The sequence below is a fragment of the Rhodovulum sp. 12E13 genome (genome assembly GCF_003340565.1).
In the GTDB taxonomy this organism is placed as follows: domain Bacteria; phylum Pseudomonadota; class Alphaproteobacteria; order Rhodobacterales; family Rhodobacteraceae; genus HLUCCA09.
Window position 1 is genome coordinate 66,408 of record NZ_QPLK01000005.1, and the last position, 18,237, is coordinate 84,644.

Annotated in this window: 21 protein-coding genes; 15 read left to right on the forward strand and 6 right to left on the reverse strand. The window is 72.3% G+C overall.

All coding sequences use genetic code 11. The annotated features are described in order from the left end of the window. Nucleotides 1-70: 70 nt before the first annotated feature. The 11 genes from phnG to DLJ49_RS06115 all read left to right on the forward strand — a co-directional run bounded on the left by phnG (nucleotide 71) and on the right by DLJ49_RS06115 (nucleotide 8,587). Complete coding sequence (gene phnG / locus DLJ49_RS06065) at nucleotides 71-523, forward strand: phosphonate C-P lyase system protein PhnG (RefSeq protein ID WP_115392641.1); 453 nt, start codon at nucleotides 71-73, stop codon at nucleotides 521-523. Further along, complete coding sequence (phnH, locus tag DLJ49_RS06070) at nucleotides 523-1,077, forward strand: phosphonate C-P lyase system protein PhnH (protein ID WP_115392642.1); 555 nt, start codon at nucleotides 523-525, stop codon at nucleotides 1,075-1,077. The genes phnG and phnH overlap by 1 nt, the downstream gene beginning before the upstream one ends. Further along, nucleotides 1,077-2,225, forward strand: a complete 1,149-nt coding sequence (locus DLJ49_RS06075) for a carbon-phosphorus lyase complex subunit (RefSeq protein WP_115392643.1) — start codon at nucleotides 1,077-1,079, stop codon at nucleotides 2,223-2,225. Before phnH ends, DLJ49_RS06075 begins: the two co-directional genes overlap by 1 nt. Then, nucleotides 2,222-2,824, forward strand: coding sequence for an HAD family hydrolase (locus DLJ49_RS06080; protein ID WP_115392644.1), 603 nt, complete (start codon nucleotides 2,222-2,224; stop codon nucleotides 2,822-2,824). Before DLJ49_RS06075 ends, DLJ49_RS06080 begins: the two co-directional genes overlap by 4 nt. Further along, complete coding sequence (locus DLJ49_RS06085; protein ID WP_115392645.1) at nucleotides 2,821-3,675, forward strand: alpha-D-ribose 1-methylphosphonate 5-phosphate C-P-lyase PhnJ; 855 nt, start codon at nucleotides 2,821-2,823, stop codon at nucleotides 3,673-3,675. The genes DLJ49_RS06080 and DLJ49_RS06085 overlap by 4 nt, the downstream gene beginning before the upstream one ends. A gap of 199 nt (nucleotides 3,676-3,874) precedes the next feature. Next, entirely contained in the window at nucleotides 3,875-4,720 is an 846-nt protein-coding gene (gene phnK / locus DLJ49_RS06090) for a phosphonate C-P lyase system protein PhnK (protein ID WP_115392646.1), read from the forward strand. Nucleotides 4,721-4,733: 13 nt separating this feature from the next. Next, nucleotides 4,734-5,699 carry a magnesium transporter CorA family protein gene (locus tag DLJ49_RS06095; RefSeq protein ID WP_115392647.1) on the forward strand — a complete coding sequence of 322 codons (966 nt, stop codon included), beginning with the start codon at nucleotides 4,734-4,736 and terminating at the stop codon, nucleotides 5,697-5,699. Next, a complete protein-coding gene (phnL, locus tag DLJ49_RS06100; RefSeq protein WP_369932494.1) occupies nucleotides 5,690-6,376 on the forward strand; it encodes a phosphonate C-P lyase system protein PhnL in 687 nt (228 codons plus the stop codon). Before DLJ49_RS06095 ends, phnL begins: the two co-directional genes overlap by 10 nt. After that, nucleotides 6,373-6,918, forward strand: coding sequence for a phosphonate metabolism protein/1,5-bisphosphokinase (PRPP-forming) PhnN (phnN, locus tag DLJ49_RS06105; protein WP_115392648.1), 546 nt, complete (start codon nucleotides 6,373-6,375; stop codon nucleotides 6,916-6,918). The genes phnL and phnN overlap by 4 nt, the downstream gene beginning before the upstream one ends. Next, on the forward strand, nucleotides 6,915-8,096 hold the full coding sequence (locus tag DLJ49_RS06110) for an alpha-D-ribose 1-methylphosphonate 5-triphosphate diphosphatase (RefSeq protein WP_115392649.1): 1,182 nt from the start codon (nucleotides 6,915-6,917) through the stop codon (nucleotides 8,094-8,096). Before phnN ends, DLJ49_RS06110 begins: the two co-directional genes overlap by 4 nt. 44 nt (nucleotides 8,097-8,140) lie before the next feature. Beyond that, nucleotides 8,141-8,587 carry an excinuclease ABC subunit B gene (locus tag DLJ49_RS06115; RefSeq protein WP_115392650.1) on the forward strand — a complete coding sequence of 149 codons (447 nt, stop codon included), beginning with the start codon at nucleotides 8,141-8,143 and terminating at the stop codon, nucleotides 8,585-8,587. Between the two features lie 21 nt (nucleotides 8,588-8,608). On the opposite strand, the gene DLJ49_RS06120 is transcribed toward DLJ49_RS06115, so the two are convergent. Beyond that, nucleotides 8,609-8,881: a TFIIB-type zinc ribbon-containing protein gene (locus DLJ49_RS06120; RefSeq protein WP_115392651.1), complete on the reverse strand. Its 273-nt coding sequence runs from the start codon at nucleotides 8,879-8,881 to the stop codon at nucleotides 8,609-8,611. 122 nt (nucleotides 8,882-9,003) lie between these two features. Further along, complete coding sequence (locus DLJ49_RS06125) at nucleotides 9,004-10,608, reverse strand: bifunctional metallophosphatase/5'-nucleotidase (RefSeq protein WP_115392652.1); 1,605 nt, start codon at nucleotides 10,606-10,608, stop codon at nucleotides 9,004-9,006. Nucleotides 10,609-10,771: 163 nt separating this feature from the next. On the opposite strand from DLJ49_RS06125, the gene DLJ49_RS06130 reads away from it, so the two are divergent. Continuing rightward, complete coding sequence (locus DLJ49_RS06130) at nucleotides 10,772-11,110, forward strand: DUF952 domain-containing protein (RefSeq protein WP_115392653.1); 339 nt, start codon at nucleotides 10,772-10,774, stop codon at nucleotides 11,108-11,110. Continuing rightward, on the forward strand, nucleotides 11,107-12,153 hold the full coding sequence (locus DLJ49_RS06135) for a quinone-dependent dihydroorotate dehydrogenase (protein ID WP_115392654.1): 1,047 nt from the start codon (nucleotides 11,107-11,109) through the stop codon (nucleotides 12,151-12,153). The genes DLJ49_RS06130 and DLJ49_RS06135 overlap by 4 nt, the downstream gene beginning before the upstream one ends. 111 nt (nucleotides 12,154-12,264) lie before the next feature. Here DLJ49_RS06135 and DLJ49_RS06140 read toward each other — a convergent pair whose 3' ends face one another. Continuing rightward, complete coding sequence (locus DLJ49_RS06140) at nucleotides 12,265-12,645, reverse strand: hypothetical protein (RefSeq protein WP_147277270.1); 381 nt, start codon at nucleotides 12,643-12,645, stop codon at nucleotides 12,265-12,267. 125 nt (nucleotides 12,646-12,770) lie between these two features. On the opposite strand from DLJ49_RS06140, the gene hemF reads away from it, so the two are divergent. Then, complete coding sequence (hemF, locus tag DLJ49_RS06145) at nucleotides 12,771-13,661, forward strand: oxygen-dependent coproporphyrinogen oxidase (RefSeq protein WP_115392656.1); 891 nt, start codon at nucleotides 12,771-12,773, stop codon at nucleotides 13,659-13,661. Nucleotides 13,662-13,888: 227 nt separating this feature from the next. Here the strand turns inward: hemF and hemE are convergent, their stop codons facing one another. Further along, nucleotides 13,889-14,929 carry a uroporphyrinogen decarboxylase gene (gene hemE / locus DLJ49_RS06150; protein ID WP_115392657.1) on the reverse strand — a complete coding sequence of 347 codons (1,041 nt, stop codon included), beginning with the start codon at nucleotides 14,927-14,929 and terminating at the stop codon, nucleotides 13,889-13,891. Between the two features lie 113 nt (nucleotides 14,930-15,042). On the opposite strand from hemE, the gene hemC reads away from it, so the two are divergent. Beyond that, on the forward strand, nucleotides 15,043-15,993 hold the full coding sequence (gene hemC, locus DLJ49_RS06155; protein ID WP_115392658.1) for a hydroxymethylbilane synthase: 951 nt from the start codon (nucleotides 15,043-15,045) through the stop codon (nucleotides 15,991-15,993). Nucleotides 15,994-16,143: 150 nt separating this feature from the next. On the opposite strand, the gene DLJ49_RS06160 is transcribed toward hemC, so the two are convergent. Beyond that, nucleotides 16,144-17,502, reverse strand: coding sequence for a glutamine synthetase family protein (locus tag DLJ49_RS06160; protein WP_115392659.1), 1,359 nt, complete (start codon nucleotides 17,500-17,502; stop codon nucleotides 16,144-16,146). After that, entirely contained in the window at nucleotides 17,492-18,196 is a 705-nt protein-coding gene (locus DLJ49_RS06165; RefSeq protein WP_115392660.1) for a type 1 glutamine amidotransferase, read from the reverse strand. Before DLJ49_RS06165 ends, DLJ49_RS06160 begins: the two co-directional genes overlap by 11 nt. Nucleotides 18,197-18,237: the final 41 nt, after the last annotated feature.

Sequence of the window (18,237 nt, forward strand, 5' to 3'; positions counted from 1 at the left end):
TTGCGTCGGGGCTGGCCCTGCGATACCTGTCTAGTTGTATATATTCGAGCGCGGCAAGGCAACGGCCCCGATGAGCGACGCGGCAGAGATGGACCGGAAGACATGGATGGGCCTGCTCGCGCGCGCCCCCGCGGCCGACGTCGCCCGCCTCTGGGCCGAGGCCGACCTGCCCGAGCCTGTCCACGACTGGTTGCGCCCGCCCGAGACAGGCGCGGTGATGGTCCGCGGCCGCGCCGGCGCCACCGGCGCCCCCTTCAACCTGGGCGAGATGACCGTCACGCGCTGCGCCCTGCGGCTGGCCGACGGGCGGGAGGGCCATGCCTGGGTGCAGGGCCGCGACAAGGCGCATGCTCGCCGCGCCGCCCTCGCCGACGCTCTGATGCAGGGAGCGGAGTCAGGCGCGGTGCGCGCCGCCCTGCTCGCCCCGCTGGCCGAGGCCGAGGCCGCGCGGCGTGCCGCAACCGCCCGCCGCGCGGCGGCGTCGAAGGTGGAGTTCTTCACCATGGCGCGGGGGGAGGACTGATGGTCGCCACCTTGGGCTTCCACGATCCACCCGTCGAGGCTGCCCGCGCCTTCCGCGCCGCGATGTCCGCCCTCGCCCGCCCCGGCCGGATCGAGCGGGTGGCGGGCGCCACGCCGCCCGCGCCCCTCTCACCCGCCGCCGGCGTTCTGCTGCTGACGCTCGTCGATGCCGACACGCCGCTGCACCTCGCCGACGCGGCCGATTGCCCGGCGGTGCGCGACTGGCTCGCCTTCCACACCGCCGCGCCGCTGGTGGCGCCGGCCGAGGCTGCCTTCGCCCTCGGCCGGTGGGAGGCGCTGCAGCCGCTCGACGCCTACCCCCGCGGCCTGCCCGAGTATCCCGACCGGTCCGCCACCCTGATCGTCGAGCTCGACAGGCTGACCGCCGAGGGGGCAGAGCTGGAAGGACCCGGCATCGCCACGCGCGCCGCCCTGTCGCTGCCTGATCGGGCCGCCTTTCGCGCCAACCACGCGCACTTTCCGCTCGGTCTCGACTTCTTCTTCACCTGCGGCGACCGGCTGGCGGCACTGCCCCGCTCCACCCGGGTGCTCTGATGTATGTGGCGGTCAAGGGCGGCGAGCGGGCGATCGACGCCGCGCACGACTGGCTGGCCGAGGCGCGGCGCGGCGACCCGGCCGTGCCCGAGCTGACCCTCGCGCAGATCCGCGAGCAACTGGCGCTCTCGGTCGCCCGCGTCATGGCGGAGGGCGCCCTCCATGACCCCGACCTCGCTGCGCTGGCCATCAAGCAGGCGCGCGGCGACCTGATCGAGGCGATCTTCCTGATCCGTGCCTACAAGACGACGCTGCCGCGCCTCGGCGCCTCGCGCCCCGTCGAGACCGGCGCGATGCTCTGCGCCCGGCGCATCTCGGCCACGTTCAAGGACGTCCCGGGCGGGCAGATCCTCGGGCCGACCTTCGACTATACCCACCGCCTGCTCGACTTCGCGCTGGCCGCCGAGGGCGGGGCGGCGGACGCCCGCGTGCCCGACCCGGCGCAGGCGGACGCGGCGCAGGCGGACGCCGGGCCGCAGGCCGACGCCGGGCCGCAGGCCATGCCCCACGTGCTCGGCTATCTCGACAGCGAGGGCGTGATCCAGCCCGAGCCGCCCCCCGACCCGGAACACGCGGCCCCGCCCCCCGACCTGACCCGCCAGCCCTTGGAGCTGCCCGCCGACAGGCCGCTCCGCCTGCAGGCGCTGGCGCGGGGCGACGAGGGCTTCCTGCTCGGCCTCGCCTACTCCTCGCAGCGTGGCTACGGGCGCAACCACCCCTTCGTGGGCGAGCTGCGCATCGGCACGGTCGCGGTCGAGCTCGACATCCCCGAGCTGGGCTTCGCCGTCGAGATCGGCAGCGTCGAACTGACCGAATGCGAGACGGTCAACCAGTTCGCTGGCTCGAAGGCCGAGCCCGCGCGGTTCACCCGCGGCTACGGCCTCGTCATGGGCCAGTCCGAGCGCAAGGCCATCGCCATGGCGCTGGTCGACCGCGCCCTGCGCTGGCACGAGCTGGGACAGGACGACACCGGCGCCCCGATCCAGGACGAGGAATTCGTGCTGATGCACGCCGACAACGTGCAGGCGACCGGCTTTCTGGAGCATATCAAGCTGCCCCACTACGTCGACTTCCAGTCCGAGCTCGAGCTGGTCCGCCGCCTGCGCCGCAAGGCGGCCGAGAGCGGGCGAAGGGAGGCCGCGGAATGAACCCGTCGGTGGTGGTCTTCGACATCGGCGGCGTGCTGGTGGAGTGGCAACCGCACCTCGCCTGGATGGATGCGTTCGGCAGCCGCGCGGCGGTCGAGGCGTTCATGGCGCGCATCGACTTTCCCGCCCGGAACCACCGGGCCGACGCGGGCGAACGCTTCGCCGACCTCGCCGCGGAACTCGCCGACGCGCGGGATGCGCGCCTGCTGGCCGACTACGTGGCGCGCTATCCGCTCACCGTGCCCACCGCCATCGAGGGCAGCTGGGCGCTGCTCGACCGGCTGACGGCGCGCGGCGTGCCGGTGCACGCGATCACCAACTGGTCGGCCGAGACATGGCCGCGCGGCCTGACCGTGCATCCCCGCCTCGGCAGCGCCTTCGGCGTGACGGTCGTCTCGGGGCAGGAAGGCGTCGCCAAGCCCGACGCGCGCCTCTTCCGCACCCTCTGCGCGCGCGCAGGCGTGGCGCCGGCGGACTGCCTGTTCATCGACGACAGCCCGCGCAATGTGGACGGCGCCCGCGCGGCCGGCATGGACGCCGTGCGCTTCACCGGGCCGCAGGCGCTGGAACGCGATCTGCGCGAAAGGGGGCTTCTGTGAGCGAGGCCGGCTACAATTTCGCCTATCTCGACGAGCCGACCAAGCGGATGATCCGCCGCGCCATCCTCAAGGGCCTCGCCATCCCCGGCTACCAGGTGCCGTTCGCGAGCCGCGAGATGCCGATGCCCTACGGCTGGGGGACGGGCGGCGTGCAGGTGACGGCGGCGACGCTCGTGCCCGAGGACACGCTGAAGGTGATCGACCAGGGCGCCGACGACACCACCAACGCCGTCTCGATCCGCCGCTTCTTCCAGCGGGTCGCGGGCGTGGCGACGACCACGCGCACCGCTCAGGCGAGCGTCATCCAGACCCGCCACCGCATCCCCGAGACGCCGCTCGCGGAGGGGCAGATCCTCGTCTACCAGGTGCCGATCCCCGAGCCGCTGCGCTTTCTCGAGCCGTCCGAGACCGAGACGCGCAAGATGCACGCGCTCGAGGAATACGGGCTGATGCATGTGCGTCTCTACGAGGATATCGCCCGCCACGGCGCCATCGCCACGGCCTATGCCTACCCGGTGCAGGTTGAGGGCCGCTACGTGATGGACCCCTCGCCGATCCCGAAATTCGACAATCCCAAGCTGAAGAGCGCCGCGATCCAGCTCTTCGGGGCGGGGCGCGAGCAGCGGATCTACGCGCTCCCGCCCCATACGCGGGTCGTCAGCCTCGACTTCGAGGATCACCCCTTCGACCCTGCGAAGGCCGATGCGCCCTGCGCGCTCTGCGGTGCGACCGGCGCCTATCTGGACGAGGTGGTCGTCGACGATGCGGGCGGGCGGTTGTTCGTCTGCTCCGACACCGATTACTGCGAGACCCGCCGCGCCGAGGGCCGTGTCGGAGCGGCGGCCGAATGAGCGGGGCGTGCACCGACCCGGCGGCAGCGCCCGTGGCCGGCCGCCCGGGGGGGCGCTGCCCCCGTCGCCCCTGCAGGGCGACTCCCCCGGAGTATTTCGACCAAGATGATGGGGCGTGGCGTCGTGCGCGACATCATCGCGGCCGGCTGGGGGTGGCATGGGCGCGGTAACGCAGGCGGGCGCGGTAGGCGCGGCGGCAATGGTCGCGGAGGCCGCGGGCGCGGACGGGCTGGGCACGGGCGGGCCGGGCACGGGCGGGCCGGGCACGCACGGCGGTGACCGGCCGCTCCTCTCGGCCGAGAGGCTGACGAAGCGCTACGGGGGGCGCATCGGCTGCGGCGACGTGTCGTTCGAACTGTGGCGCGGCGAGGTGCTGGGGATCGTGGGCGAGTCGGGCTCGGGCAAGTCGACGCTGCTGTCGTGCCTCTCGGGGCACCTCGCGCCCGATACGGGGCGGGTGCTCTACGACGCGGGCGACGGCTCGGTCGACACGCTGGCGCTGGCCGAGGCCGAGCGGCGGCGGCTGATGCGCACCGACTGGGCCTTCGTGCACCAGAACCCGCGCGACGGGCTGCGCATGGGGGTGAGCGCCGGCGGCAACGTGGGCGAGCGGCTGATGGGCACGGGCGCGCGGCACTACGGAAACATTCGCGCGGCGGCGCTCGACTGGCTGGCACGCGTCGAAATCGCGCCCGACCGGATCGACGACCGCCCCTCGGCGTTTTCGGGGGGCATGCAGCAGCGCCTCCAGATCGCCCGCAACCTCGTGACCGGCCCGCGGCTGGTGTTGATGGACGAGCCGACCGGCGGCCTCGACGTGAGCGTGCAGGCGCGGCTGCTCGACCTGGTGCGCGGGCTGGTGCGCGAGATGGGGCTGTCGGCCATCGTCGTCACCCACGACCTCGCCGTGGTGCGTCTGCTCGCCGACCGCCTGATGGTGATGAAGGACGGGCACGTGGTGGAACAGGGCCTGACCGACCAGGTGCTCGACGACCCCCAGCACGCCCATACCCAGCTGCTCGTCAGCTCGGTCCTGCAGGTATGAGGGAGGGCGCACGATGATCCGGGCGTTCCACCTCGACGGGGACGGGGTGCGCGACGCCGGGCCGGAGGGCGCCGGGAGCGCCGTCTGGCTCGACCTGGTGGAGCCCGACGAGGCCGAGCGCGCGCGCGTGTCGGAGCTGATCGGCCTGTCGCTGCCCTCGCGGGAGGACCAGCAGGAAATCGAGCAATCCTCGCGGCTCTACCTCGTCTCGGGCGTGCCCGTGATGACCGCACAGATCCCCGCGGGCTTCGACGGGCGGGCGGCGGCGCTCGAGCCGGTGAGCTTCGTGCTGACGGCCGACCGGCTGGTGACGCTGCGCCATCACACGCCCCGGCCCTTCGACACCTATCCCGACCGGGCGGGGCAGGCCTCGCTCGGCTGCACCTCGGCCGAGACGGTGCTGGCGGGGCTGCTCGAGGCGATCGTCGACCGCCTCGCCGACATCACCGAGCAGGCCGGCCGCGAGATCGACGGGCTCAGCCGCGCCAGCTTCGACCCCGCGCCAGGCGACGACCCCGACCACCAGCGCACGCTGCGGGCCATCGGCCTGTCGGACGGGCTGGTGATGCAGCTGCGCGAAAGCCTGCTGACGATGGAACGGCTGCTGGGCTTCCTGCTGCCGGTGCTCGACCAGCGCGGCGCCGCGCCCGACCTGCGCCGCATGATCAAGAGCTTCCTGCGCGACGTGCGCACCATCGCCGAGCATGCGGGCTTCCTGCAGCAGAAGACGGCGCTGCTGCTCGACGCGACGCTGGGGATGATCAACATCGAACAGGCGCAGATCATCAAGATCTTCTCGGTCGTCGCGGTGATCTTCCTGCCACCGACGCTGATCGCGTCGATCTACGGCATGAACTTCGCGCACATGCCCGAGCTTGACTGGCGCTTCGGCTACCCGATGGCGCTGGCGCTGATGGGGGCCTCGGTGGTGGCGGCGCTCGTGATCTTCCGCCGCAAGGGGTGGTTCCGATGGCGGTGATCGAGGTCGACGGGCTGGACAAGTCGTTTACCCTGCACGATCAGGGCGGCGCGGTGATCCCGGTCTTGGCGGGCGCGCGGCTCGCCGTCGAGGCGGGCGAATGCGTGGCGCTGACGGGCGCCTCGGGCGCGGGGAAGTCGACGTTGATGCGCATGATCCACGGCAACTACCTGGCGGGGGCGGGCCGGATCGCGGTCTGCGGCGTCGACGTGGCGCGCGCCGCCCCGCGCGAGATCCTGGCGCTCCGGCGCGACCGGCTGGGCCATGTCAGCCAGTTCCTGCGGGTCGTGCCGAGGGTGCCCGCGCTCGAGGTGGTGGCCGAGCCGCTGCTGGCCGTGGGCGCCAGCCGCGAAGCGGCGCTGGGGCGGGCGCGGGCGCTGCTGACACGCCTCAACCTGCCCGAGCGGCTCTGGGCGCTCTCGCCCACCACATTCTCGGGGGGCGAGCAGCAGCGCGTGAACATCGCCCGCGGCTTCGCCCACCCCTACCCGGCGCTGTTGCTCGACGAGCCGACGGCAAGCCTCGATGCGGCGAACCGAGAGGTGGTGCTGACGCTGGTCGACGAGGCCAGGGCGCGCGGCGCGGCGATCCTCGGCATCTTCCACGACGCGGCGGCGCGCGCCCGCGTCTGCGACCGCGAGGTCGACGTCTCGGCCTTCGCGCCGGTGCCGGCATGAGCGGGCGGCTGATCGCCGTCGTCGGCCCCTCTGGCGCGGGCAAGGACAGTGTGGCCGCCGCGATGGTCGCCCGCCGCCCGGCGCTGCACTGGGTGCGCCGCGTCGTCACTCGCCCCGCCGAGCCGGGGGGAGAGCCGTTCGTGCCCGCCACCGAGGCGGAGTTCGCTCGTGCCGAGGCGGGGGGCGCCTTTGCGCTGGCGTGGCGGGCGCACGGTCTGGCCTACGGCGTTCCGAGGGCGGAGCTGGCCTGCCTCGGCGCCGGGCGCGACGCGCTGGTGAACCTCTCGCGCGGCGTGCTGGGCGAGGCGCAAGCGCGGTTCCCCTCGCTCGTCGTGCTGCACGTCACCGCACGGCCGGAGCTTCGCGCGCAGCGGCTCGCCGCGCGCGGCCGTGAATCGATGGACGACATCGCGGCGCGACTGGTCCGAGAGGCGCCGCTGCCCGAGGGGCTGCGCGTCGTCCGCATCGACAATTCCACCACCCTCGCGGCGGCGGCCGGGGCCGCCCTTGCCGCGCTCGACAGTCAAGAGGCGCTGCCATGACCCGTCTCGATCGACCGGCGCCTGCCACCGGGGCCCTGCCGGCGACCATCGTCTTCGCCAACGCGCGCCTCGTCCTGCCCGACCGGGTGGCGACGGGGCGCCTCGTGATCGAGGGCGGGCAGATCGCAGCCGTCGAAGAAGGAGAAGGCGTGCCCGATGGCGCCGTCGACTGTCATGGCGACCACCTCGCGCCCGGCCTCGTCGAGCTGCACACCGACAACCTCGAGCGGCATATCGAGCCGCGCCCCGAGGTCGACTGGCCACACGAGGCCGCGATCCTCGCCCACGATGCCGAGCTCGCCTCTTGCGGGATCACCACAGTCTTCGACGCGCTGCGCGTCGGCTCCACCCTGACTGTCCGCGACGGGCTGAAGCCCTACGCCCGCGCGCTCGCCGACGAGATCCTCGCCCTGCGCGGCGAGGGCGCGCTGCGGATCAGCCATTTCCTGCACCTGCGAGCGGAAATCTGCTCCGAGACGCTGCCGGACGAGATGGCCGGCTTCGGCCCCTCCGACCGCGTCGGCATCGTCAGCCTGATGGATCACACGCCGGGGCAGCGCCAGTTCCGCGACATCACCAAGCTGCGTGCCTACGTCATGGGCAAGTCGGGGCGCAGCGAGACCGAGTTCATCGAGCACATCGCCGAGCTGAAGGAGCTGCAGCAGCGGGTGGGCGCCGCGCACGAGGCCCGCGCCGTGGAAGAGGCGCGCCGCTACGGCGCGACCCTCGCCAGCCACGACGACACGACGGCCGAGCACGTCGCCACCTCGGCCGGCCACGGCGTGCGGCTGGCCGAGTTTCCCACCACGGACGAGGCTGCGCGCGCCTGCCGCGACGCCGGTATCCCGGTGATGATGGGGGCGCCCAACCTGATCCGCGGCGGCTCTCACTCGGGCAACGTGGCGGCGGCCGACCTCGCGCGCGACGGGCTGCTCGACATCCTGTCGTCCGACTACGTTCCGGCGGGCCTCCTGCTGGGCGCGGTGCGGCTCGGCGCGCTCTGGGGCGATCTCGCCCGCGGCATCGCCACGGTCACGCGGGCGCCGGCCGCGGCGACGGGCCTGACCGACCGCGGCGCGCTCGTCGCGGGGCGCCGGGCCGACCTCGTGCGCTTCGGCCTGCGGGGCGACATGCCGGTGATCCGGGGCGTCTTCGTGCGCGGCGAGAGGTTGGCCTGACCGGCGCGGCTGGCCCGCGCCCGCCCGCGGCCTATCCTTGCGGCATGATTCGCGCGCTCGCCTGCCTCGTGCCCCTGCTCGCCGCCACCGCCGCCCCCGCGTGGGAGGCGCGCATCGGTGCGGTCTGCGAGCTGACCCATGCCGAGGCGGGCGGCGATGTGCGCGTCACCTACGACCCGGCGGTGCCCGAATACGCCATCACGATCCGCCGCGCGGCGGGCGCGTGGCCCGAGGGGCCCATCTTCGTCATCCGGTTCGACGGGCGCCGCGCGCTGACCATCCAGACCAACCGTCACGCCCTGTCCGAGGGCGGCGCGGCCCTCACCGTGACAGACCGCGGCTTCGGCAACGTGCTCGACGGGCTCCAGTTCAACGAGACGGCTACCGCCTATCTCGGCGACACCGCCCTGCCCTTCGCCCTGACGGGCCCGGAGCCGGCCGCACCCGCCGTGGAAGAGTTCCGCCGCTGCACGGAGGGCGGGCTGGTCTGACGCGCCCGCCCGCCGGGCCGATCAGAAGTCGAACAGCTCGTCGAGGAAGCCGCCGCGCTTCTTCTTCCTGTAGCCCCGATCGTCATGATCGCCGTAACCGCGGGCCTCCCGCGCTGGCTCACGGTAGCCGCCCTGCGGCGGGGGCGGCGGCGCGGCCTGCGCGGCGGAGCGCTCGATGATCTTGTCGAGCTCGCCGCGGTCGAGCCACACCCCCCGGCATTGCGGGCAATAGTCGATCTCGACGCCGCTGCGCTCGGTCATCACCAGTTGCGTTCCGTCGATCGGGCACTGCATGTGCGTCTCCCTTGTCCAAGTCCCCGGAATAGGTGGGGGCGCGGGCACCCGCGGTAAAGGGCGAGGGAGACTGAAACGGCCCCGCCGCCGAGGCGGGGCCGTTCCCCGAACACGTCGGGAGGTCACTCGACGGTGGAGATGCGCCCGTCGGTGAAGGGTTCGTAGGGCACGTTCTCGGCAAGGTAGTCGGCCACCACGATTTCCAGCCCCGGGCCGAAATCGTAGGCGTTCTCGGCATGGGCATCGAACATGGCGTAACCGTCACCGCCCGTGCGCATGAAGTTGTTCGACACGACGCCGTAGGTCTTTTCGGGGTCGAGCGGCACCCACTCGCCGCCCTCGTCGACCGTCACCTCGACCACGCGCGACCCGGGCTCGGCCGACGGCGACCACGTGTACTTCATCCCGGCGACCTGCGGGAAACGGCCGGCGCCCTCCTCGACCTGGCTCAGGCCGTTCTCGAGCGCCGCGAGCACGTGCTCGCCCTTGAGCTGGAAGGTGGCGAGCGTGTTCTGGAACGGCAGCACCGTCACCACCTCGCCCATCGTCACCGGCCCGCCGTCGATCGACGCGCGCAGGCCGCCGCCGTTCTGGAAGGCGATCTGGATCCCCTGGTCGCGCACCCGGTCGAGCATCGCCTCGGCCACGAGGTTGCCCATCGGGCATTCCATCGCGCGGCAGGTCTCGCGGGCGCCGTCGATGGGCGCCGCGGCCTCGGCCACGACCTCGCCCATCCGCTCCTCGATCGGGCCGGCCAGCTCGGCCACCCGCGCCTCGACCTCGGGGTCCTTGGGGATGTCGGGGCCGACCAGGGTGGTGTCGCCGGTGGCGTCGATCACGTTGCCCTCGGCGTCGAAGGTCAGCACGAGATGGCCGAGATACTTGGAGTAGGAATAGGCCTGCACAACGGGCACCAGCGTGCCGTCCTCCTGGCTGACCATGGTGGGATAGGCGCCGTCACGGTCGGGATCGGAGGCCGACAGGTAGGTGTGCGAATGGCCGCCCACCACCGCGTCGACGCCCGGCACCGTGGCGATCTCGGTGTCGGTCGGCAGGCCCACATGGGTCAGCGCGACGATCCTTGTCACGCCCTGCTCGGTCAGCGCCGCGACATCGGCCGCCACCGCGTCGACCTCGTCGGTGAAGATCACGTCGGGCCCGGGGCTCGACAGCTCCGGCGTGTCGGAGGCCACCGCCGAGACGATGCCGATGCGCTCGCCCCCCACCTCGAGCACCAGCGTGTCCTGCACGAGGCCGCCCAGCTCTTCCGACTGCGACAGGTCGAGGCTACCCGAGACCACGGGGAACTCCAGTGCCTCGACGAAGGCCGCCAGCTTGCCCGGCCCGAGATTGAACTCGTGGTTGCCAAGCGCCATCGCGTCGAAGCCGATCGCGTTCATGAATTCGGCCGCGGCCATCCCCTCGTAGGTGGTGAAGAACAGCGACCCCTGGAACTGGTCGCCCGCGTCGAGCACGATCACGTTCTCGCCCTCGAGCTCGGCGCGCTTCTGGTCGACCAGCGTCTTCAGCCGCGCGACGCCGCCGAAGCACTCGCCGGCGGCGTCGTCCTCGGCCGAACAGGTCGAGTTGAAGCGGCTGATCGGCTGGATGCGGCTGTGCAGGTCGTTGATGTGCAGGATGTGGAGGGTGAACTCCTCCTGCGCCAGCCCCGCCTGCGCGGTCAGGGCCAGCGCGGCGGTCGTGGTGGTGAGAATCCTCGCGAGCATTCCCGTGTCTCCCTGTGGTTGGTGCGACAGGTTTGCGCGGGCAACGGCCAGAGGTCAAACCCGCGCACCGGCCTTGTCGCGCGGGCATGCGACGGTTGCGTGAAATCGAGGCACCAGACGCGGGCGCCTTGACCCGGCGTGGCGCCCGGTGCAGGAGCAGGCCATGCTGATCTTCAAGATCTTCCGCCGCTGCGAATGGGACGCCCTGCGCGAGGCCGGACGCACGCGCGGCGCGCCGATCGACGTGGCCGACGGATACATCCACTTCTCGACGCGCGAGCAGGTGGCCGAGACGGCAGCGAAGCATTTCGCGGGCGAGAGCGACCTCGTTCTGGTGGCGGTCGAGGCCGACCGGCTTGGCGACCCGCTGAAATGGGAGCCCTCGCGCGGCGGCGCGTTGTTCCCCCATCTCTACCGCGACCTGCGCATGGCCGACGTGGTGTGGGACAAGTCGCTGCCGCTGGGCGCCACGGGCCACATCTTTCCCGAAGGCGTGGTGTGAGCCTGGTCGAGTGGGCCGGCCTCGCCGCCCTGCGCCTCGTCGATCCCGAGACCGCCCATGCCCTCGCCTTGCGCGGTCTGCGCGCGGGGCTCGTCCCGCTGCCGGGGCCTGTCACCTCGGACCGGCTGGCGACCGACCTCGCCGGCCTCGCGCTGCCCAACCCGATCGGCCTGGCCGCGGGCTTCGACAAGAACGCCGAGGCGCTCGCTCCCCTCTCCAGCGCGGGCTTCGGCTTCATCGAGGCCGGCGCCGTCACGCCGCGCGCCCAGGAGGGGAACCCGCGGCCCCGCCTCTGGCGCCTGCCCGCCGACCGGGGCGCGATCAACCGGTTCGGCTTCAACAATCAGGGAATGGAGGCTGTCGCCTCCCGGCTGGAGCGGTGCCCGAAGGGCGCTGTCGTCGGCCTCAACCTCGGCGCCAACAAGGACAGCGCCGACCGCGCGGCGGATTACGCGACGGTCCTCGCGCGCCTCGGGCCAATGGTCGACTTCGCCACCGTCAACGTCTCGTCGCCCAACACCGAGGCCCTGCGCGACCTGCAGGGCACCGCGGCGCTCCAGGAGCTGCTCTCTGGCGTGATGGCGGCGCGCGCCGCGCTGCCCCGGCCGATCCCCGTCTTCGTCAAGATCGCGCCCGACCTGTCGGACGCCGAGATCGCCGCCATTGCCGAAACCGCGCTCGAGGCGGGCGTCCAGGGCGTGGTGGCCACCAACACCACACTCTCGCGCGACGGCCTGCGCTCGCCCTGGAAACGGCAGAAAGGCGGGCTGTCGGGCGCGCCGCTCATGGCCCGCTCCACCGAGGTGCTGCGGCGTCTGCAGGCCGAGACCGGCGGCACCCTGCCCCTGATCGGCGTAGGCGGCATCTTTACCGCCGAGGATGCGCTGGCCAAGATCGAGGCCGGCGCCACCGCCGTCCAGCTTTACACCGCGCTCGCCTACGAGGGGATCGGGCTGGCCGCCCGCCTCGCCCGCGACCTGGACCGGCTGCTCGCGGCGCGCGGCTATTCCAGCGTGATCGAGGCGCGCGGCGCCGCCGGCTGAGGCCGGATTTCCCGGGATGCCGGGCGCGCGCGGCCCGTGCGGCGGGCGCGGGTGGGCGGGTGGGGCGACCGTCGCACGGGGCGCGCGCGCCCGGCCCCGACGACACGAAGGTCAGGCGGGACAGGCCTGCGCCGCCGCAGCCGCGCGCCGCGCCTCTGCTGCTCGACGTGTCTGCAACTCGGCCAGCTTGCGCCGCTCCGCCGCCGGGTCGATCGCCACCGGCACCTCGCGAAACCCGGTCTCGATATCGGGGCAGTAGCGCAGGCCGAGCCCGCCCCCCCACGCCGACCGGCCCCCGCCCACGCAGAAATCCAGCACCGTCGCCGAATAGGGCGCGCGCCGCAGCGCGTAGCCCCGCTCGAGGGTCGCCTGCGTCTCGACGATCAGCCGATCGAGCGTTGCCAGCTCCGACCCCGCCGCACGCAGGCATGCCTCGCGCGGGGTCGCGCAGGCGACTAGCGGCAGCAGCAGGGCCAAAGGGGCGAGTCGCATGAGCGGAACCATAGGGCGTTAACCTTGACCAACCGTTGCGGCGCGTCGGCGCGACCGTGCGTCGCTGGCCCGGCGGCGCCCGCTTTGCTAGCGGTATGCTTCAGCATGCAGCGGAGGGGCGAGACATGACCGAGCATTTCGACGAGCGCAAGGCGAAGGCCTCGGGCTGGTTCCGTGAACTCCGCGACCGGATCGTCGCCGCCTTCGAGGCGCTGGAAGACGCGCAAGCGACGGGCCCCTTCGCCGCACAGGCCCCCGGCCGCTTCGAGGTGAGCGAGACGCGCCGCACGAGCGACGACGGCTCCGATGCCGGCGGCGGGCTGATGAGCGTCATGCGGGGCGGGCGCGTCTTCGAGAAGGTCGGCGTCAACGTCTCCACTGTCTACGGCACGCTGGGCGAGCGCGCGCAAAAGGCGATGGCCGCCCGTGGCGTGCCGGGAATGGCGGCCGACCCGCGCTTCTGGGCCTCGGGCATCTCGCTCGTCGCCCACATGCAGAACCCGCACACCCCGGCCGTGCACATGAACACCCGCATGTTCTGGACGCCCGGCGCGTGGTGGTTCGGCGGCGGCTCGGATCTCAACCCCTGCATCGAGGTGCCCGAGGATACCGCCGCCTTCCACGCCACGCTGAAAGAGGCCTGCGCCCCCCACGGGGCCGACTACTACGACCGCTTCAAGGCCTGGGCCGACGAGTATTTCTACGTCCCCCACAGGCACCGCGCCCGCGGCGTCGGCGGCATCTTCTACGACGACCTCAACACCGGCGACTGGGAGGCCGATTTCGCCTTCACCCGGTCGGTGGGCGAGGCGTTCCTGCCGGCCTTCGTGCCCACCGTCGAGCGCAACCGCGACCGGGCCTGGACGGAGGCCGATCGCGAGGCACAGCTCGTTCATCGCGGGCTCTACGCCGAGTACAACCTCGTCTACGACCGCGGCACCAAGTTCGGGCTCGAGACCGGGCACGACGCCAACGCCGTCCTGATGTCTCTGCCGCCGCTGGCGAAATGGCCGTGACCGCTCTCGCCTGATCCGGCCCCGGACAGCCGAGACAGCACCGGGGCGCCCCGCCGCGCCGCATGGTCTCGGGCGGCTCACATGGGTGCAGGCCCACCCGCCGAAAGGAAAGACAGCGGCGCGCCTTCGGCGCATCCCCTCGAGTGGCGCCGTCCGAGGACGGCGCGTGCCTCCGGCGGGGATATTTCGGGCAAGAAGAAGCAGCGGGCGGCGAGTCCGCCTCGATGTCAGGCCGTGACGGTCTCGCGCACCGTGTCGATCATCAACTGCACGTTGGCGGGGTCGGCGTCTGGCGTTATGCCGTGACCGAGGTTGAAGATGTGCGGCCCCTTCGAGAAGGCGCGCACGATCCGGCGCGTCTCGTCGATGAGGGCCTGGCCACCGGTGACCATGTGCGACGAGGCCAGGTTGCCCTGCACGCACCCCGCGACCTGGACGTGCTCGGCCGCCCATTCCGGCGTCACGCCGTCGTCGAGGGCGATGCAGTCGGCGCCGGTCGCGGCGTGCGCCCCCTCGTAGCGCATTCCAGCCCCGCGCGGGAAGGCGATGACGGGAAGACCCGGATGCCGCTTCTTCAGCGCGGCCGTGATCCGGCGGGCGGGCTCCAGCGCGTAGCGGTCGAACGCGGCGCCCGTGAGCGAACCGGCCCAGGAATCGAAGATCTTCACTGTCTCGGCGCCAGCCTCGACCTGGTGCGACAGGTAGTCGATGGTCGCGGCCTCGATGCGGTCCATCAGCGCGTCGAAAAGGGCCGGGTTTTCCCGCATCAGGGCATGGGCCGGCCCTTGGTCGGGGGTGCCGCGTCCGGCGATCATGTAGGTGGCGACCGTCCACGGCGCCCCGGCGAACCCGATCAGCGCGGTCTCGGCGGGCAGTTCGCGCGCCAGGATCCGCACGGTCTCGTAGACGGGCGCGAGATGGTCGTGAATGTCCTCCGGCCCCTTCAGCCGGCCCAGATCGTCCTCGGTCGTCACGGTCGACAGGCGCGGCCCCTCGCCGGTGACGAACCACAGGTCGGCGCCGAGCGCCTGCGGCACCAGGAGGATGTCGGCGAACAGGATCGCGGCATCGAAGCCGTAGCGGCGGATCGGCTGCAGCGTGACCTCGGCGGCCAGGTCGGGCGTGTAGCACAGCGACAGGAAGTCGCCCGCCTGGGCCCGCGTCGCACGGTATTCCGGCAGGTAGCGCCCCGCCTGCCGCATCATCCAGATCGGCGGCGTCGGCACCACCTCGCCCGCCAGCGCCCGCAGCAGCGTCTTTTCGGCCATCCTCGCCCTCCTCTGGTCGCTTCGGATCGCTCCCGCGTCTGCGTCAGGAAGTCAAGGCGCGCCCGCGGCGTGCGGCATTGTAAACCATATCTGACACAGCTACCGAGAGGCCCATGACGCTCGATCTCCCCACCCCCGACCGCCCGCTCAGGATCGGCACCCGCGGCTCGCCGCTCGCCCTCGCCCAGGCGCACGAGACCCGCGACCGCCTGATGGCCGCCTTCGACCTGCCCGAAGATGCCTTCGAGGTCGTCGTCATCAAGACGACCGGCGACCGGGTGCTCGACCGTCCCCTCAAGGAGATCGGCGGCAAGGGCCTCTTCACCCGCGAGATCGAGGAAGACCTGGCGTCGGGCGCCATCGACATCGCCGTGCATTCGATGAAGGACATGCCGACGATCCAGCCCGAGGGGCTGATCCTCGACACGTACCTGCCCCGCGAGGACGTGCGCGACGCCTTCGTGACGCTCGCGGGCTCCGCCTTCGCCGACCTCGACGAGGGCGCCGTGGTGGGCACCTCCTCGCTCCGGCGCCGAGCGCAACTGCTCTGGAGGCGGCCCGACCTGCAGGTGGTCGAGTTCCGCGGCAACGTGCAGACCCGGATGAAAAAGCTCGCCGACGGGGTGGCCGAGGCCACGTTCCTCGCCTGCGCGGGCCTCTCGCGCCTCAACGCGCACGAGGTGAAGCGCGTGCCGCTCACGCCGGACGAGATGCTGCCCGCCGTCGCCCAGGGCGCCATCGGGATCGAGCGGCGGATCGACGACGCCCGCACCGCCGAGATGCTCGCCGCCATCCACGACGCGACCACCGGCACCCGGCTGGCGGCCGAACGCGCCTACCTCGCTGCGCTCGACGGGTCCTGCGAGACGCCCATCGCCGGCCTCGCCGAACTCGACGGGGGCACGATCCGCTTGCGTGGCGAGATCCTGCGCCCCGACGGCTCGGACTGCCTCGAGGACGCCGAGACAGCGCCCGTGGAAGACGCCGCCGAGATGGGCCATGCCGTGGGCGCGCGCCTGCTCGCCCGCGCTCCGGCCGGATTCTTCGACTGGCGCGCCGCCTGACCGCGCCTCCCGGCGCGCCGGACGGCCCGGCGCGCCGGCCCCTCTCCATCATCCTGGTCCAAATACTCCCGCCGGAGGCGCGCGCCCGGAACGGGCGCCACCCAAGGGAATGCGCCGCAAGGCGCTCCGCCGGATCGCGCCGGGCGAGGATCAGACGTTGAGCAGCAGGTGCTCGCGCTCCCAGGGACTGATGACCTGGAGGAACTCCTGGTATTCCAGGTCCTTCACGGCCGCGTAGACCTTGCAGAACTCGGTGCCGAGCACGGCGCGCAAGGCATCGCTCTCGTCGAACAGTTCCAGCGCCTCGCCGAAGGTCCGGGGGATGTCGGCCTCGGTGTCGTAGGCGTCGCCGGTGAACTCGTCCTGCGGCACCCGCCCCTCCTTCATGCCGAGATATCCGCAGGCGAGCGAGGCGGCGATGCCGATATAGGGGTTGCAGTCCATCCCCGCGAGGCGGTTTTCCACCCGCGTCGCCTCGGGTTCCGAGACCGGCACGCGCAGGCCGGTCGTGCGGTTGTCGCGGCCCCAGGCGAGGTTGATCGGGGCTGCATGGTCGCGCACGTAGCGGCGATAGCTGTTAACGTACGGGGCCAGCAGGGCGATCGCCGCCGGCAGGTGGTGCTGAAGGCCGCCGATGAAATGGTGGAACGCCTCGGTCTCCGCCCCCGACGCATCGGCGAAGATGTTGCGGCCCGTGACGGCATCGACCACCGAATGGTGGATGTGCATGGCCGAACCGGGCTCGCCCTCGATGGGCTTGGCCATGAAGGTGGCGTATGTGTCGTGGCGCAGCGCCGCCTCGCGGATCAGCCGCTTGAAGTAGAAGATCTCGTCGGCCAGCCGCACCGGGTCGCCGTGGGCCATGTTCAGCTCGACCTGGCCCGCGCCGCCCTCCTGCAGGATGCCGTCGATCTCGAAGCCCTGCGCCTCGGCGAAATCGTAGATGTCGTCGATGACGGGGCCGTATTCGTCGACCGCCGACATCGAGTAGGCCTGCCGCGCCGCCGCGCGGCGGCCCGAGCGGCCCATCGGCGGCTCGACAGGCTTGCCCGGGTCGAGGTTGGGCGCGACAAGGTAGAATTCCAGCTCGGGCGCCACGATGGGCCGCCAGCCTTCCGCCTCGTAGAGCGCCACGACCCGCTTGAGCAGGTTGCGCGGCGCGTAGGGGACGGGCGTGCCGTCCTTGTCGGTGATGTCGTGGATGATCTGGATCGTCCAGTCGCCCGTCCAAGGCGCGGCGGTCGCGGTCGAGAAATCGGGCGTCAGCAGCATGTCGGGCTCGGTAAAGGCCATGCCCTCGACCTGGGCCCAGTCGCCGGTGATCGTCTGCAGGAAGATCGAGTTCGGCAGGTAGAACTTCGCCTGCCGCGAGAACTTGGCGGCAGGCATGGCCTTGCCCCGTGCGACGCCCGCGAGGTCGGCCACGAGGCACTCCACCTCGTCAAGCCGCCGCCCGACGAGATAGCTCTGCGCCGCCTCGGGCAACTCGACGATCCATTCAAGCGACATCGGCCGCCCGACTGCGCGCGCCAAGCAGGAACTCGGCGATGGAATGGCCCAGAGCGGCGCGGTCGGTCGGCTGCGCCAACGCGGCGCGCGCCGCCTCGACCCGCTCCGGCGGCACGCCGCCGGGGCCGGCGCGGTGGGCGATCAGGCCCTCGACCTCGGCGGTGCCGAACTCGGGGTGCGGCTGCCAGGTCAGCACCGTATCGCCGATCAGGAAGGCCGCATGACGGGTGAAATCCGACCGGGCGATGGTGCGCGCGCCCTCGGGCGGCACCGTCACCTGGTCCTGGTGCCAGGCGTTCAGCGCGTAGGTCTCGCCGTCTTCGGTGGTGTAGACGTGCCGGCCGACCGACCAGCCGCCGGCGAACTTCTCCACCTTTCCGCCCAGCGCCTGCGCGACGATCTGGTGGCCGAAGCAGATGCCGACGAGCGGCCGCCCCGAGGCGACGATGGCGCGGATCAGCGCCTCGAGCGGGGGAATCCAGGGGTGATCCTCGTAGGCGCCGTGGCGCGAGCCGGTGATCAGCCAGCCCTCGGCGGCCTCGGGCCCCGAGGGGAACTCTCCCCCCTCGACGTCCCACGTGGTGAAGGTCAGGCCGTGCCCGTCGAGCAGGCGGGCGAACATCTCGGGGTAGTCGCCCGTCTGCGGGCGGACGGCCTCGGCCATGTGGCCGGTCTGCAGGATGCCGATGTGCATGGGGGTGTCTCTCATGGCTGGCGGCGACGCTATCCCGCCAC

Bases quoted from the DNA above. Each gene is read 5' to 3' on its own strand.
- phnG (WP_115392641.1), top strand. From the start codon at position 71: ATGAGCGACGCGGCAGAGATGGACCGGAAGACATGGATGGGCCTGCTC.
- phnH (WP_115392642.1), top strand. From the start codon at position 523: ATGGTCGCCACCTTGGGCTTCCACGATCCACCCGTCGAGGCTGCCCGC.
- DLJ49_RS06075 (WP_115392643.1), top strand. From the start codon at position 1,077: ATGTATGTGGCGGTCAAGGGCGGCGAGCGGGCGATCGACGCCGCGCAC.
- DLJ49_RS06080 (WP_115392644.1), top strand. From the start codon at position 2,222: ATGAACCCGTCGGTGGTGGTCTTCGACATCGGCGGCGTGCTGGTGGAG.
- phnK (WP_115392646.1), top strand. From the start codon at position 3,875: ATGGTCGCGGAGGCCGCGGGCGCGGACGGGCTGGGCACGGGCGGGCCG.
- DLJ49_RS06095 (WP_115392647.1), top strand. From the start codon at position 4,734: ATGATCCGGGCGTTCCACCTCGACGGGGACGGGGTGCGCGACGCCGGG.
- phnL (WP_369932494.1), top strand. From the start codon at position 5,690: ATGGCGGTGATCGAGGTCGACGGGCTGGACAAGTCGTTTACCCTGCAC.
- phnN (WP_115392648.1), top strand. From the start codon at position 6,373: ATGAGCGGGCGGCTGATCGCCGTCGTCGGCCCCTCTGGCGCGGGCAAG.
- DLJ49_RS06110 (WP_115392649.1), top strand. From the start codon at position 6,915: ATGACCCGTCTCGATCGACCGGCGCCTGCCACCGGGGCCCTGCCGGCG.
- DLJ49_RS06115 (WP_115392650.1), top strand. From the start codon at position 8,141: ATGATTCGCGCGCTCGCCTGCCTCGTGCCCCTGCTCGCCGCCACCGCC.
- DLJ49_RS06120 (WP_115392651.1), bottom strand. From the start codon at position 8,881: ATGCAGTGCCCGATCGACGGAACGCAACTGGTGATGACCGAGCGCAGC.
- DLJ49_RS06125 (WP_115392652.1), bottom strand. From the start codon at position 10,608: ATGCTCGCGAGGATTCTCACCACCACGACCGCCGCGCTGGCCCTGACC.
- DLJ49_RS06130 (WP_115392653.1), top strand. From the start codon at position 10,772: ATGCTGATCTTCAAGATCTTCCGCCGCTGCGAATGGGACGCCCTGCGC.
- DLJ49_RS06140 (WP_147277270.1), bottom strand. From the start codon at position 12,645: ATGCGACTCGCCCCTTTGGCCCTGCTGCTGCCGCTAGTCGCCTGCGCG.
- hemF (WP_115392656.1), top strand. From the start codon at position 12,771: ATGACCGAGCATTTCGACGAGCGCAAGGCGAAGGCCTCGGGCTGGTTC.
- hemE (WP_115392657.1), bottom strand. From the start codon at position 14,929: ATGGCCGAAAAGACGCTGCTGCGGGCGCTGGCGGGCGAGGTGGTGCCG.
- hemC (WP_115392658.1), top strand. From the start codon at position 15,043: ATGACGCTCGATCTCCCCACCCCCGACCGCCCGCTCAGGATCGGCACC.
- DLJ49_RS06160 (WP_115392659.1), bottom strand. From the start codon at position 17,502: ATGTCGCTTGAATGGATCGTCGAGTTGCCCGAGGCGGCGCAGAGCTAT.
- DLJ49_RS06165 (WP_115392660.1), bottom strand. From the start codon at position 18,196: ATGCACATCGGCATCCTGCAGACCGGCCACATGGCCGAGGCCGTCCGC.